We start from the raw sequence: 13,463 nt of genomic DNA on the forward strand, positions 1-13,463 counted from the left end.
CTGCGTTGATGTGAGCGATAATCACCTGCCCCGTGACCTGACGCTGTACGTGCTGGCCAGGTTCGTCCTGGTCGGGGTCATCGCGGGGGGCTTGCTGCTGGTCAACGTCCCGCTGCTGGTCGCGTTGCTGATCGGCCTGGTCGTGGGGCTGCCGCTGGGTCTGCTGCTGTTCCGCCCGCTGAACGCGCGCGTGACCGCCGGGCTCGCCCGCCGCAACGAAAAGCGCGCTCGCGCCCGTGCCGAACTGCGCTCCCAGCTGCGCGGCGACCGAGCGGACGGCACCGCGTGAGCCGTCTGCACAGCCGCAGCTGGGTCCGCGAAGCCGTCCGCATCATCGAGGCCGACGCGAACCGCAGCGCCGACACGCATCTGCACGTCTTCCCGCTGCCCGCCGAGTGGGGCATCGACCTGTACCTGAAGGACGAGTCCGTCCACCCGACCGGCTCGCTCAAACACCGCCTCGCGCGTTCGCTGTTCCTGTACGGCCTGGTGAACGGCCAGATCGGGCAGGACACCGTGCTCGTCGAGGCGTCCAGCGGTTCGACGGCGGTTTCGGAGGCGTACTTCGCGCGGATGCTCGGGCTGCGGTTCATCACCGTGGTGCCGCGCAGCACCTCGCCGGAGAAGATCGCGCTCATCGAGTTCTACGGCGGCGAATGCCACTACGTCGACCGCGCGCCGGACATGTACCCGGAGGCCGAACGGCTCGCTTCGGAGTGCAACGGCCACTACCTCGACCAGTTCACCTACGCCGAGCGCGCGACGGACTGGCGCGGCAACAACAACATCGCCGAGTCCGTGTACGCGCAGATGCAGTCCGAGCGGCACCCCGTGCCGACGTGGATCGTCGTCGGCGCCGGAACCGGCGGCACGAGCGCCACCTTCGGCCGCTACGTGCGCTACAAGCGGCACACCACGAAGATCGCCGTCGTCGACCCGGAGAACTCGTCGTTCTTCGGCGCTTGGCAGACCGGCGCGCTCGACTACAGCACCGGCATGCCGTCGCGGATCGAGGGCATCGGGCGGCCGCGCGTGGAGCCGTCGTTCGTGCCCGGCGTGATCGACGAGATGCTTCAGGTGCCGGACGCCGCCTCGCTCGCGGCCATCCGCGTGCTGCGCGAGCGGACCGGGCACTGGGCGGGCGGCTCGACCGGGACGAACCTTTTCGGCGCGTTCACGCTGATCTCGCGAATGGTCTCGGAGGGGCAGGCGGGCAGTGTCGTCACGCTGCTGTGCGACGGCGGCGAGCGGTACGCGAACACGTACTACGACGACGCTTGGCTGGCGCAGAAGAACATCGACATCGCGCCTTATCTGGATATGTACCGGGAGTTTCTGGTGAGCGGGAAGCTCGCTCCGGAGGCCTGAGGGCTTCGGTCGGCTTTGGGGCTTTCGCAAGGTCGGGTGGGTGGTCTACCTCAGGTTCGCCGGATCACCAAAGGGAGCAAGGGACCTTTGCTACCACGTGGGCCACATCTGGTGACCGGCTAGCTGTCGAAGCACTACGGGTAGTGGCCCGAAGCGAAAAACTCAAGGGATGAACGGCCCGTTCATCCCCTCCAAAGCGCAGCCCCACGGCCGACGCGGGCGAACGCGTGACTGGACCGTTCGCGTCCACTGTGTGGATTTCGGGTCATCCAACGACCCGAAATCCACACAGTCGCGCATGAAAGGTCCGGTGACGCAGAGGCTCACAAGGCGAGAGCGACCGCGGTCAGCACAGCCCACCCCAGCATCGCGAACCCGGTGTCCCGCAGCGCCGGGATCAGCGCCCGTCCCTGCGCACCACCGCCGACGGCCTTGACCGACTTCAGCAGCAGCGGCGCGGTCAGCAGGCCCAGCAGCGCCCACGGCGTCACGAAGGCCAGCAGCACGCTCACGACGTACGGGACGGCGACCAGCACCAGGTAAAGACGACGGGTGCCCTTGTCACCGAGCCGGGTGGCGAGGGTGCGCTTGCCGGACTCGATGTCGGTCGGGATGTCGCGGAGGTTGTTGGCGGTCAGCACACCGGTCGAGAACGAGCCGACGGCGACCGCGCAGCCGAGCGCGGTCCAGCTGAGCTGTCCGGCTTGGACGTACACGGTGCCCAGCACGCCGGCCAGCCCGAAGAAGACGAAGACCGCGATCTCGCCGAAACCGTAGTAGCCGTAAGGCTTTTTGCCGCCCGTGTAGAACCAGGCGCCGAGGATGCAGACCGCGCCCATCGCCAGCAGCCACCACAGTCCGCTGATCGCGACGAGCACGAGCCCGAGGATTCCGGCGAGCCCGAGGGCGACGAGCGCGGCCGCCAGGACGGCCTTCGGCTTCGCGACCCCGGAGCCGACCAGTCGCAGCGGGCCGACCCGGTTTTCGTCGGTGCCGCGGATGCCGTCGGAGTAGTCGTTGGCGTAGTTGACGCCGACGATCAGCGAAAGCGAGACGAGCAACGCGAGGATCGAGCGGGGCCACGAGAAGCCGTCGAGCGCGACCGCCGCGCCGACTCCGGCGACCACCGGCGCCACCGCGTTGGGCAACGTCCGCGGGCGTGCCCCTTCGATCCATTCACCAGCAGTCGCCATGCCGCCATTCTGGCCCTGGCCACTACCGGCCGGTATGCGGGGCTCGTCACCTGCTCGGGCTATCGCGAGCAGGTGACGAGCCGCGTTACTTCAGGTCGTCGATCACGTCGTCCAGGGTCCAGGTGAGCGTGCCGCTGTTCGGAACGGCGATTTCCGGTTCGTCCGCCAGCGCGGGCCCGGCCAAAGCGACCAAGCCCATCGTGACGGCGGTGCAGGCCAATACGGTGCGTGTCCAGCGCGTCATACCTAGACGTAAACCCGCGGGTAATGATCATGTCAACAACGTCCCAGTAAACGGTGGATAATTCACGACCTTCGTAGGAGGTTCCTGACGGCCGTCCTGTCCACCTTCCCCGGGCCTCGCAGCGGGAGTTCTTCGGCGAATTCGACTCGCTTCGGAGCGGCCGCCGCGCCGGCCTCTTCGCGGCACGCGGCACGCAGCGACTCGACGTCGCAACCGGCGCCGACGACGAGCGCGACGACCGCCTCGCCCCACTCGGGGTCGGGTACTCCGACCACGCACGCGTCCCTGATTCCGGGCTGCGCGGTCAAGATCCGCTCGACGGCCGCGGCGGCCACCTTCACGCCACCGGTGTTGATCATGTCGTCGATCCGCCCGAGGATCTCCAGCCGCCCGTCGGCCGACCACCGGCCGCGGTCGGAAGTGCGGAACCGGCCGCCCTCGAAGGCCTCCGCGGTCAGGCCGGGGCGCAGCCGGTAGCCATGCGCGAGGACGTCGCCCGTGATACAGACCCGCTCGTCTTCGAGTTCGACGTGTACTCCGTCCAGCGGTACGCCGTCGTAGACGCAGCCGCTCGCGGTCTCGCTCATGCCGTACGCGGGCACGATCTTCACGCCCGCTTCGGCCGCGCGCTCGCGTAGATCCGCAGTCGTCGCCGCCGCGCCGAGAATGATCGCGTCGAACGCGCGCGCCGCCGCGAGCCCAGGGCCACCCGCGTCGAGCAACCGCCCGAGCTGAGTCGGCACGAGCGCGGTGTAGCGCGGGCCGTCCAGGGACAGCAGCGGCGCGGCGGCTTCGGCGAAATCGTCCGGCCGGAAACCGGTGGCATGCAGCACCGACGGCGTCGTCCCGGCGAGCAGCGAACGCACCAGCACCTGGAGACCGCCGATGTAATGCGCCGGGGTCGCGAGCAACCAACGCCCCGGCCCGCCGAGCCGTTCGTGGGTCGCGTGAGCCGAGGCTGTCAGCGCCGACGCCGACAGCAGCACCCCCTTCGGCTCGCCGGTGGACCCCGAGGTGGCGATGATCACCGCCGTCCCGGGCTCGGCCGGGCGGGCCGGTTCCATCGCGTCCCGCAGGGCCTCCGACGAGTAGGGGAGGACGGGCGGGCCGTCGTCGAGCGCCTCGGCCAGTGCCGCGGTCAGCTCGACGATCGACTCCGGACTCCCGTCCACCCCTACCGCACGCATCCCACGACCCTAACGCCGCCGGGACACCGGCCTCAGCACTGCTTCGTGGCGCCGCCGTCGCTCAGGTAGTAGTCGGAGAACCAGCCCTGTTTCTGCGTGCCCGCGATCCGGCCCCAGGTCCAGGTCCGCTTGCCTTCGACGTTCTCGCCGACCGTCCAGCAGTGGTAGTAGATCAGCGTGCCGCCGTCGACCCAGCCGTACGAGGAGCAGCCGGTGTGCGGGCCGGAGCGGTAGCGCATCCTCTGCTTCGTCCGGCCTTCACCGCTGTCCTTGTTCGAATGCCCGTGGCTGCAGCTCAGGGTCTGCACCGGGTCCGCGGGTGCCGCGTCGGCGACCCCGCCGACGCTGAGCAGCCCAGCCGCGACGATGCCGGGCAGTGTCAGCGCCGCTCTCCGTAGAGAGTTCTTCATGGTCGTTCCCCCTCGAAATGTCGGGTTTCACTTTCGAGGGGAAACGTAAGCGCCGCCGAACCGCCTGCTCCAGGCCTTTTCGCCTGGTCGAAAAGGTCAGTAGTAGTACGGGAACGCCGACCAGTCGGGTGAGCGCTTCTCCAGGAAGGAGTCGCGGCCTTCGACGGCCTCGTCCTGCATGTACGCCAGCCGAGTGGTCTCACCGGCGAAAAGCTGCTGGCCGACCAGGCCGTCGTCGGTGAGGTTGAACGCGTACTTGAGCATCCGCTGCGCCGTCGGCGACTTGCCGTTGATCGCCCACGCCCAGTCCAGCGCCTCGGTCTCGAGGTCCGCGTGCGGGACGGCGGAGTTGACCGCGCCCATCGCCTGCATCTGCTCGGCCGTGTACTCGCGCCCGAGGAAGAAGATCTCCCGCGCGAACTTCTGCCCGACCTGCTTGGCCAGATACGCCGAGCCGTAGCCGCCGTCGAAGGAGCCGACGTCGGCGTCGGTCTGCTTGAACCGCGCGTGCTCGGCCGAGGCGAGCGTGAGGTCGCACACCACGTGCAGCGAATGCCCGCCGCCCGCCGCCCACCCCGGGACCACGGCGATGACCACCTTCGGCATGAACCTGATCAGCCGTTGGACCTCGAGGATGTGCAGCCGTCCGGCCCTGGCCGGATCGATCGTGTCGGAGGTCTCCCCGTCCGCGTACTGATACCCGGAGCGTCCGCGAATACGCTGGTCACCACCGGAGCAGAACGCCCAGCCGCCGTCCTTCGGCGACGGGCCGTTGCCGGTGAGCAGGACGCAGCCGACGTCCGAGCTCATCCGCGCGTGGTCGAGCGCGCGGTACAGCTCGTCGACGGTGTGCGGGCGGAAGGCGTTGCGGACCTCGGGACGGTCGAACGCGACACGTACGACACGTTTGCCTGAGCGGCTCTCAGAGGAGCGGTGATAGGTGATGTCGGTGAAGTCGAAACCGTCGACCTCGGTCCACAAGGCGGGGTCGAACAGCTCGGAAACCTGGGCGTCATCCACGTTTGGGAGAATAGGACGTGTGGCCGTGAGTCGTAGTGTGAAACCCGAGGTCTGCCGGTGAATCCTTCCACCGCGCAGGCCAGGGTCATCGTCGACGAACTCGTCCGCAACACCGTCTCGCACGTCGTCCTCTGCCCGGGCTCACGCAACGCCCCGCTGTCGATCGCGCTGTACGACGCGGCCGCCGCCGGGCGTCTCCAGTTGCACGTCCGCATCGACGAACGCGGCGCCGCCTTCCTCGCCCTCGGCATCGCCGCGCGCACCGGCCGCCCCGTGGCCGTGCTGTGCACCTCGGGCACCGCGGCCGCGAACTTCCACCCCGCCGTGCTGGAGGCCGATCGCGCGGGGGTCCCGTTGATCGTGCTGACCGCCGACCGGCCGCCCGAGATGCGGGCCGCCGGCGCGAGCCAGGTCATCGACCAGCACCAGCTCTACGGCAACGCCGTCCGCTACTTCGACGAGCTCGCCGTCGCCGAACGCCGTGCCGGGCAGAACTCGTACTGGCGCGGCCAGATCTGCCGCGCCTGGAACGCCGCGTACGGCGAGTGGCGCTGCGGGCCGGTGCACCTGAACATCCCGTTCCGCGAGCCGCTCGTGCCCGATATCGGGGATGACGGCGAGTGGTACGAGTCACTCGAAGGACGTCCCGACGGCGCTCGCTGGACCGAGCTCCCCGACTTCGGCGCGCTTCCCTCGTTCGTGGTGCCCTCGGCCCGGTCCGGCCTGGTCATCGCGTGCGACACCGGCGTGCAGGCGGCCAGCGAATGGGCCGAACTGCACGGCTGGCCGGTCGTCTCCGAGACCGGCGGCATCGGGATGGCGGGCGCGACGGCGATCTCGTCCGGCGCGTGGCTGCTCGGCGTCGAGGAGTTCATCTCGCGGCACAAGCCCGAACAGGTCCTGTGCATCGGCCGTCCGACGGTGTTCCGGCAGGTCCAGCGGGTGCTGTCCGATCCCGACGTCGAGGTGCTGCTGGTCCGGCCCGATTCGGACTGGCCCGCGCCCGCGCACAACGTCCGCCAGGTCGGCCAGTGGTTCGACGAGCCGTCCAAACCGGCGGACCCGGAATGGCTGGCGAGCTGGCAGCGCGCGGACAGGGCGGCTTCGGCGGCGGTGACCGAAGCGCTGGCCGCGGAACCGTGGCCGAGCGGGCTGCGCCTGGCCACCGAGCTGGTCGACGCGGTCCCGGAAGGGTCGCTGCTGGTCGTCGGCTCGTCCAATCCGACGCGTGACGTCGCGCTCGCCGGACGGCTGCGGCCCGACGTCCTCGTGCACCGCAACCGCGGTGTCGCCGGGATCGACGGCATGGTCTCGACCGCGATCGGCGCCGCGACCGTCCACAGGGGACATTCGTACGCCCTGCTCGGCGACCTGACGTTCCTGCACGACGCGAGCGGCCTGCTGACCGGGCCCGCCGAACAGCGCCCCGACCTGACGATCGTGGTGCTCAACGACGACGGCGGCGGCATCTTCTCCCTGCTGGAGCAGGGCGCGCCCGAGCACAACGCCAGCTTCGAGCGCGTCTTCGGCACGCCGCACGGCGCCGATCTGGGCGCGCTGTGCGCCGGTTACCGCGTGCCGCACGTCGTCGCCGAGACGCTCACCGAGTTCCGCGCGGCGCTCAAGCCGGCGCCGGGGCTGCGGGTGGTGGAGGTCCGCGTGGACCGTACGCGCCACCGCGACCTGCACGCGCGCCTCCGTACGGCGGTGTCGTCGGCCGTGCGGGCTGTCTAGCCGTTTTTGATCTCAGTCCAGAGGGTAGGAACCCCTCCTTCGGACGTGTCCCCGTGCTGATCGTCTGGCTACGTTCGAGCGCGCTGACAAATCCTGGGAGGATTCGCAATGCGTTTGAAGACTCGCGCCGGCTTCGCCGGATTGACCGCGGGCGTCGTCTCGGTGCTGCTCGCGGGCAGCGCGGCCGCCGCACCCGCGCCCGGCTCGATCGGCGTCGGCGACCCGTACTATCCGCACGCCGGGAACGGCGGCTACGACGTCGGTCACTACGACCTCCGGCTGACCTACCAGCCCGCGACCGACCTGCTGTCCGGGGCCACGACCATCCTTCTCACCGCGACGCAGGACCTCTCGGCGTTCAACCTGGACTTCGGCCTGAAGGTGTCGAGCGTCCGGGTGAACAACCGGCCCGCGAAGTTCGCGACGTCGACCGATGGCACCGGTGAGCTGACCGTCACGCCGTCGGCGCCGCTGAAGAAGGGCCAGACGGCGACCGTCGTCGTCGCCTACGCGGACACGCCGTCGAAGGTGAAGATCGACGGCTTCACCGCCTGGAAGAAGACCCCGGACGGCGCGCTCGCCGTCGACGAGCCGCAGAGCGCGGCCTGGTGGTTCCCGTCCAACGACCACCCGACCGACCTGGCCACCTACGACATCTCGGTCGAGGTCCCGAACGACGTCGCCGCGCTGTCGAACGGCACCCTCGTGCGCAAGACGGTGCAGCGGCCGGGCTGGACGCGCTGGAACTGGCGCAGCACCAAACCGCAGGCGACGTACCTCACGTCGCTGGAGGTCGGCAAGTTCGAGGTGAACGAGCAGACCACGCCGGACGGCAAGCCGTTCGTCACCGCCTACGGTGCCGACCTCGGCGACTCGCTCGGCGCGGCGAAGGCCAGCGTCGAGCGGACGCCGGAGATCACCGAATTCCTCGCTTCGAAGTTCGGGCCTTACCCGTTCGAGGCGCAGGGCGGCGTCGTCACCACCGGCATCACCTTCGCGCTGGAGAACCAAACGCGGCCGGTGTACGGCGCCAGGGCCTTCCGGTCCGGCTCCAACACCTCGGTCGTCGCGCACGAGCAGTCACACCAGTGGTTCGGTGACAGCGTCACGCTCGGCAAGTGGAGCGACATCTGGCTGAACGAGGGCTTCGCCTCCTACGGCGAGTTCCTGTGGTCGGAGGAGACCGGCGAGGGCACGGCCGACGAACTCGCCCAGTACATCTACGACTCGGCGCCCGCCGACGACCCGTTCTGGCAGGTCCTGCCCGCCGACCCGGGTGCCGAGAACCAGTTCGACGCGGCCGTCTACGACCGCGGCGCGCTCGCGGTGCACGCGTTGCGCAAGGCCGTGGGCGACGACACGTTCTTCCGGATTCTGCAGACCTGGCAGCAGGTGAAGAAGAGCAAGTCCGCGGTGATCCCGGAGTTCATCGCGCTGGCGGAGAAGATCTCGGGCAAGCCGCTGTACGACCTGTTCCAGACGTGGCTGTACACCAAGGGCAAGCCCGCGGTGGGCCCGAACGGTGCGCCGGCCGCGGCTCAGCGGGCCGCTGTGGCGCCGGTCGCACCGAAGTCCTACCCGCAGATCAAGGCGACTCATGAATTCCTCGCCGAGCGACACGCCCACTGACGGGTAGCGCTACGCTCGCGGCGTGACGGCCAAAACGGAGCGGGTGAGGCGCATCGGGTGGTATGCCGCCCTCGTTGTCGCCTCACTCGTCACCGTGCTCGGCGTCTCGCTGCTGTTCGCCGCCATCCGCAACGACAGCGCGATCGAAGCGCAGCTCGGGCAGGCCACGGCGCAGGTCGAGTCGGTGACGTTCGACCGCACGATCATCAACTACGCCACCCCCGACGGCATCATGCACAGCCCGGCCAACGGCGTGCTCTACCCGTCCGGGCTGGCCGCCGGGCAGCTGGTGAACATCGAGTACGACGTCGGCGACCCGGAACTCGCGCGGGTGGCCGGGCGTTCGGCGTCGAACACGCTGCTGCCGCTGGGCAGCATGATCTTCTTCACCTGGCTGGTCGCCGGCCCGTTGCTGTGGTGGATCCGGCGGCAGAACACCCGGTCACGCGCCGAGTCGTCCGTCTGATCACGCGAGTTCGCTCCCCGATCACGCGAGTCGCGCCTCTGATCACGTGAGTTACGCCTTCAATCACGCGAGTCCCGTGTTCGAGCACGCCGGCTCGTTGTGCGGAACCGGCGAACTCGCGTGATTGAGCGGCGATCTCGCGTGATCAGAGGCGTAAGTCGCGTGATTGGGGGCGTAACTCAGCCGACCGACTCCCGCCACCAGCCCAGTACCTCGTCGGCCACACCCGGCGCGGCCACCAGCAGCGCGTCGACCGGCAGCGCGGTGTCTTCCCCGTGCCGGTCCAGCACCACGGCACCCGCCTCGATGGCCAGCGCGACCGAGCCGGCGACGTCCCATTCGCGGTAGCTGTGCAGTACCGCCGCGGCCGCGTGCCCCAGCGCGACCTGCGCGATCGCCAGCGCCGCCGAGCCGAGGACCCGGACGCCGGCGTGCGCGGCGGCGGCCCGTTCGATGAACTGGCCCATCCCCGGCCAGACGCCCTTGCGCGTGAGCTCCGTGCAGACGATCGCCCCGGCGGTCCCGCACCGATCGGTCAGCGTGATCGGTTTGCCGTTCGCCCTGGCGCCGCGGCCGCGCGCGGCGGCGTAGATCTGGGCGCGGTACGGGTCCGCGACCACGCCCACCACCGGGCCCGAAGCGTCGATCAAGGCGAGGCTGTACGCGCACCAGGGCACCCCGGCGACGTAGTTCGCGGTGCCGTCGACCGGGTCGACCACCCAGCGGTATTCGGCGACGTCGGCACCGTGGTCGGCGCCGAATTCACCGCCGACAACCGGGATGCCCGGAAACTCAGCGGTCAGCACGCGGCGGGTGTGGCGTTCGAGGATCCGGTCCGTGTCGGTCACCCAGTCGAAGGGCGAGTCCTTCGGATCGGGCTGGGCGCCCCGGCCCGCGGTCGCGGTGATCACGTCGGTCGCGTCGTTGGCCAGCCGCCCGGCCACTTCGAGGGCCCTCGACACCAGCCCGGGCTCGACGGGCTGAGGCGGCCTAGACGACAGGAGGGTCATGCCTGCCTAGTGTGGCCGAGCCTGGTTTACGGAACACGACCTTGAGATGACATGTCGTCTGTTCCGTTTTTGTTGGCGTGGGCGTCACAACCGGATGCGACAGTGATCCGCGTGCGAGTCGCGATAGTCACCGAAAGTTTCCTGCCCCAGGTGAACGGCGTGACCAACTCCGTGCTCCGCGTCGTGGAACACCTCCGCGACCGCGCGCACGACGTGCTGATCATCGCCCCGGGGCCCGGTCCCGTGGAGTATCTCGGCGCCCCGGTCGTGCGCATTCCCGCCCTCGACTTCCCCGGCGTGAACTCCCTCCCGGTCGGCGTGCCGACCAGGACGGTGCTCACCGCGCTGGCTGATTTCGGGCCGGACGTGGTGCATCTGGCGTCGCCGTTCGTGGTCGGCGCCCGCGGGCTCGCCGCGGCCAGACGGCTGCGGGTGCCGTGCGTCGCGGTGTATCAGACCGACATCGCCGGTTTCGCCGCCGCGTACGGCTTCGGTATCGCCGCCCGCGCGGCCTGGCGCTGGGTGCGCCGCCTGCACTCGCGGGCCGACCGCACGCTCGCGCCGTCGTCGGATTCGGTGGAACAGCTGAAACTGCACGGGATCCCGCGGGTGCACCGCTGGGCGCGCGGCGTGGACATCGAGCGGTTCTCGCCGGTCCACGCCGATCCCGCGTTGCGCGCCGAGCTGGCGCCGAACGGGGAACTGCTGGTCGGGTTCGTCGGCAGGCTCGCCCCCGAGAAGGAGGTCGAGCGGCTGACCGCGCTCGCCGGGGTCGACGGGATCCGCGTGGTCGTCGTCGGTGACGGGCCGGAGTTGCCGATGCTGCGCGAACGCATCCCGGGCGCGGCGTTCCTCGGCGCCCGGTACGGCGACGAGCTTTCCCGGGCGTACGCGAGCCTCGACGTGTTCGTCCACACAGGACCGCACGAGACGTTCTGCCAGGCCATCCAGGAGGCGATGGCGTCCGGGCTGCCGGTACTCGCGCCGAACGCGGGCGGCCCGAAGGACCTGGTCCTGCCCGGCCGCACCGGGTATCTGCTGCCCGCCGACCGGGCCGGATTCGCGACGGCGCTGGTGGACAAGGTGAACGACCTGCGCGACGAGGCGCTCCGGGCCAGGCTGGGGGAGAAGGCGCGCAAGGTCGTGCTCGGCCGGACCTGGCCCGCGGTCTGCCACGAACTGGTCGGCCACTACGAGGCCGTCCAGGGCAAGATCGCTCGCGCGGCCTGAAAATGCACATCGTCCAGCTGGCCAATTCTACGGGCCACGCTCGGGCGGCCTGCGGACGGCGTTGCATCACCTCGGCGCGGGCTACGTGGCGAGCGGCCATCAGGTGACCCTCGTGGTGCCCGGGAGGCGCTACGCGGACGAGACGCTGCCTTCGGGAGTCCGCCGGTTTTCCCTTCCCGCACCGCAGATCCCGGGCACGGGCGGCTATCGCGCCGTCGATCCGCACCGGGTGCGCGCGGTGTTGAAACGCCTGGAGCCGGACAGGCTCGAAGTATCCGACAGGCTCACGCTGCGCGGCATGGGCGTCTGGGCGCGGCGCAACGGCGTGCCCAGCATGGTGATCTCGCACGAGCGCCTCGACCGGCTGCTGGAGCAGTTCCTGATGCCGGAACCCGTCGCGCGGCGCGTCGCGGACGTCGCGAACCGGCGGATGGCGCGGCGTTATGACACGGTCGTCTGCACGACGGCGTTCGCTCGCGCCGAATTCGACCGGATCGCCGTGCCGAACGTACGGCGCGTCCCGCTCGGCGTCGACCTCACGACGTTCGCCCCGGCCCGGCGCGACGACGGCTGGCGGCACACCCTGACCGGGAACGCCGACGCGCTGATCGTCCACTGTGGACGATTGTCGCCGGAGAAGCACGTCGAGCGCAGTGTGGACACCGTCGCCGAGCTCACCGAGGCGGGACACCGCGTACGGCTCGTGATCGCGGGCGACGGGCCCCGGCGGCGGGCGCTGGAACGGCGGGCACGCGGGCTTCCGGTGACCTTCCTCGGCTTTCTTTCCGGACGCGGCGACGTCGCGCGCCTGCTGGCCAGCGCCGATGTCTCCCTCGCGCCCGGTCCACACGAGACGTTCGGGCTGGCCGCGCTGGAGGCGCTCGCTTCGGGCACGCCGGTGGTGGTCTCGGCGTCGTCGGCTCTGCGGGAGATCGTGCGGCCCGGCTGCGGCGAGGCCGTCGACGATCGCGCTCCGGCCTTCGCCGGTGCGGTCACTGAGCTTTTGAAAAGTCCGGAGACCACGCGGCGGGCGGCGGCGCGGGCGCGAGCGGAGGAATTCGCCTGGCCACGAGCGGTCAAGGGAATGCTCTCCGCACTCAGTTGATCACTTTGTATCTCTTTTGTACAACCGGCATTCATCGTCCCCTCACGCCATCGAGCGAGAGGACGGCACGTGAGGTTCGAAGTACTGGGCACGTTCAGCATCTCTTCCGGTTCGCGGTCGGTCCCGTTGCACGGCCGGATGCGGAGAACGCTCCTCGGCGTGCTGCTGGTCCGGGCGAACACCTTCGTCCCGGTGAACGTGCTTACCGAGGCGCTGTGGGACAGCAAATGGGAGCCGCGCGCGGTGCCGAAGCTGCACTGGCACGTCCACAAGCTGCGGCAGGCCCTGCCCGAAGGCGACCGGCTCGGCTTCGACAACGGTGGCTACCGGCTGGAGGTCCACCCCGGCGAACTCGACGTCGAGACCTTCGAGACGCTGGCGGGCCAAGCGCTGAAGACCGCAGACCCCGCGCAGCGTGCCTCGCTGATCCGGCAGGCCCTCACGCACTGGCACGGCGCGCCCTACGAAGGACTGGACGTCCCGCTGCTGTCGGACGAGACGATGCGCCTCTCGGAGCACCGCCTGGTCCTGCTCGAAGAGCTCTACCAGGCGGAACTGGACCTCGGGCGGCAGGCGAGCGCGGCCGTCGAGCTGGCCGATCTGGTGCGGCGGCATCCCTTGCGGCAGCGTGCCCAGTACCTCCTGATGGACGCTCTGTGGCGCGCCGGGCGCACCTCCGACGCGCTGGCGGCCTACCGGCGCGCGTTCCGGGTTTCGGTCGATCAGCTCGGCCTCGAACCGGGGCCGGAACTGCGGTTGCTGGAGCGGAGGATCCTCGCCGGCGAGGTCGCGGGGGCCGGTGCGCACCGTGCCCCGGCGTTGCTTCACCGGGCCAGGTGAACCTACGGGGCGTCGCTTTGCTCCCGC

At 70.1% G+C, this 13,463-nt stretch carries 13 protein-coding genes and 1 pseudogene; 8 read left to right on the forward strand and 6 right to left on the reverse strand.

Going from position 1 to position 13,463, the window contains the following annotated elements; all coding sequences use genetic code 11:
• The first annotated feature begins 10 nt into the window (after positions 1–10).
• A complete protein-coding gene (locus tag ACIRGA_RS02370; RefSeq protein WP_378371770.1) occupies positions 11–289 on the forward strand; it encodes a DUF4229 domain-containing protein in 279 nt (92 codons plus the stop codon).
• On the forward strand, positions 286–1,368 hold the full coding sequence (locus ACIRGA_RS02375) for a PLP-dependent cysteine synthase family protein (protein WP_400935848.1): 1,083 nt from the start codon (positions 286–288) through the stop codon (positions 1,366–1,368). The genes ACIRGA_RS02370 and ACIRGA_RS02375 overlap by 4 nt, the downstream gene beginning before the upstream one ends.
• Positions 1,369–1,691: 323 nt before the next feature.
• Here ACIRGA_RS02375 and ACIRGA_RS02380 read toward each other — a convergent pair whose 3' ends face one another.
• The 5 genes from ACIRGA_RS02380 to ACIRGA_RS02400 form a co-directional block, all read right to left on the reverse strand.
• On the reverse strand, positions 1,692–2,561 hold the full coding sequence (locus ACIRGA_RS02380) for a 1,4-dihydroxy-2-naphthoate polyprenyltransferase (RefSeq protein WP_400935850.1): 870 nt from the start codon (positions 2,559–2,561) through the stop codon (positions 1,692–1,694).
• Positions 2,562–2,646: 85 nt separating this feature from the next.
• On the reverse strand, positions 2,647–2,805 hold the full coding sequence (locus ACIRGA_RS02385) for a hypothetical protein (protein WP_400935852.1): 159 nt from the start codon (positions 2,803–2,805) through the stop codon (positions 2,647–2,649).
• A 62-nt stretch (positions 2,806–2,867) separates the two neighbouring features.
• A complete protein-coding gene (menE, locus tag ACIRGA_RS02390) occupies positions 2,868–3,992 on the reverse strand; it encodes an o-succinylbenzoate--CoA ligase (protein ID WP_400935854.1) in 1,125 nt (374 codons plus the stop codon).
• Positions 3,993–4,024: 32 nt separating this feature from the next.
• Positions 4,025–4,402, reverse strand: coding sequence for a hypothetical protein (locus ACIRGA_RS02395; RefSeq protein WP_400935856.1), 378 nt, complete (start codon positions 4,400–4,402; stop codon positions 4,025–4,027).
• Between the two features lie 96 nt (positions 4,403–4,498).
• A complete protein-coding gene (locus tag ACIRGA_RS02400; protein ID WP_400935857.1) occupies positions 4,499–5,422 on the reverse strand; it encodes a 1,4-dihydroxy-2-naphthoyl-CoA synthase in 924 nt (307 codons plus the stop codon).
• Between the two features lie 57 nt (positions 5,423–5,479).
• Here ACIRGA_RS02400 and menD point away from each other — a divergent pair, with 57 nt between their 5' ends.
• The 3 genes from menD to ACIRGA_RS02415 all read left to right on the forward strand — a co-directional run bounded on the left by menD (position 5,480) and on the right by ACIRGA_RS02415 (position 9,251).
• Positions 5,480–7,156 (forward strand): 2-succinyl-5-enolpyruvyl-6-hydroxy-3-cyclohexene-1-carboxylic-acid synthase, encoded by a 1,677-nt coding sequence (gene menD / locus ACIRGA_RS02405; protein ID WP_400935859.1) that lies wholly within the window; start codon positions 5,480–5,482, stop codon positions 7,154–7,156.
• Positions 7,157–7,264: 108 nt separating this feature from the next.
• Positions 7,265–8,785 (forward strand): M1 family metallopeptidase, encoded by a 1,521-nt coding sequence (locus ACIRGA_RS02410; RefSeq protein WP_400935861.1) that lies wholly within the window; start codon positions 7,265–7,267, stop codon positions 8,783–8,785.
• A 22-nt stretch (positions 8,786–8,807) separates the two neighbouring features.
• Positions 8,808–9,251 (forward strand): DUF3592 domain-containing protein, encoded by a 444-nt coding sequence (locus tag ACIRGA_RS02415; protein ID WP_400935862.1) that lies wholly within the window; start codon positions 8,808–8,810, stop codon positions 9,249–9,251.
• A 179-nt stretch (positions 9,252–9,430) separates the two neighbouring features.
• On the opposite strand, the gene ACIRGA_RS02420 is transcribed toward ACIRGA_RS02415, so the two are convergent.
• Entirely contained in the window at positions 9,431–10,261 is an 831-nt protein-coding gene (locus ACIRGA_RS02420; RefSeq protein ID WP_043847870.1) for an inositol monophosphatase, read from the reverse strand.
• Positions 10,262–10,372: 111 nt separating this feature from the next.
• Between ACIRGA_RS02420 and ACIRGA_RS02425 the strand changes: the two genes are divergently transcribed.
• The 3 genes and pseudogenes from ACIRGA_RS02425 to ACIRGA_RS02435 all read left to right on the forward strand — a co-directional run bounded on the left by ACIRGA_RS02425 (position 10,373) and on the right by ACIRGA_RS02435 (position 13,436).
• Positions 10,373–11,491, forward strand: coding sequence for a glycosyltransferase family 4 protein (locus ACIRGA_RS02425; RefSeq protein ID WP_400935864.1), 1,119 nt, complete (start codon positions 10,373–10,375; stop codon positions 11,489–11,491).
• Between the two features lie 2 nt (positions 11,492–11,493).
• Positions 11,494–12,596: pseudogene (locus ACIRGA_RS02430) on the forward strand (glycosyltransferase family 4 protein).
• 69 nt (positions 12,597–12,665) lie between these two features.
• The gene (locus tag ACIRGA_RS02435; protein WP_400935866.1) at positions 12,666–13,436 is read left to right on the forward strand and encodes a BTAD domain-containing putative transcriptional regulator; all 771 of its coding nucleotides are present in this window, start codon (positions 12,666–12,668) and stop codon (positions 13,434–13,436) included.
• Positions 13,437–13,463 lie beyond the last annotated feature (27 nt).

Source organism: Amycolatopsis sp. NPDC102389 (assembly GCF_044765885.1).
Lineage (GTDB): Bacteria > Actinomycetota > Actinomycetes > Mycobacteriales > Pseudonocardiaceae > Amycolatopsis.

Coding starts and splice junctions, on each gene's coding strand:
- ACIRGA_RS02420 (WP_043847870.1), bottom strand. CDS start 10,261: ATGACCCTCCTGTCGTCTAGGCCGCCTCAGCCCGTCGAGCCCGGGCTG.
- ACIRGA_RS02380 (WP_400935850.1), bottom strand. CDS start 2,561: ATGGCGACTGCTGGTGAATGGATCGAAGGGGCACGCCCGCGGACGTTG.
- ACIRGA_RS02410 (WP_400935861.1), top strand. CDS start 7,265: ATGCGTTTGAAGACTCGCGCCGGCTTCGCCGGATTGACCGCGGGCGTC.
- ACIRGA_RS02385 (WP_400935852.1), bottom strand. CDS start 2,805: ATGACGCGCTGGACACGCACCGTATTGGCCTGCACCGCCGTCACGATG.
- ACIRGA_RS02395 (WP_400935856.1), bottom strand. CDS start 4,402: ATGAAGAACTCTCTACGGAGAGCGGCGCTGACACTGCCCGGCATCGTC.
- menE (WP_400935854.1), bottom strand. CDS start 3,992: ATGCGTGCGGTAGGGGTGGACGGGAGTCCGGAGTCGATCGTCGAGCTG.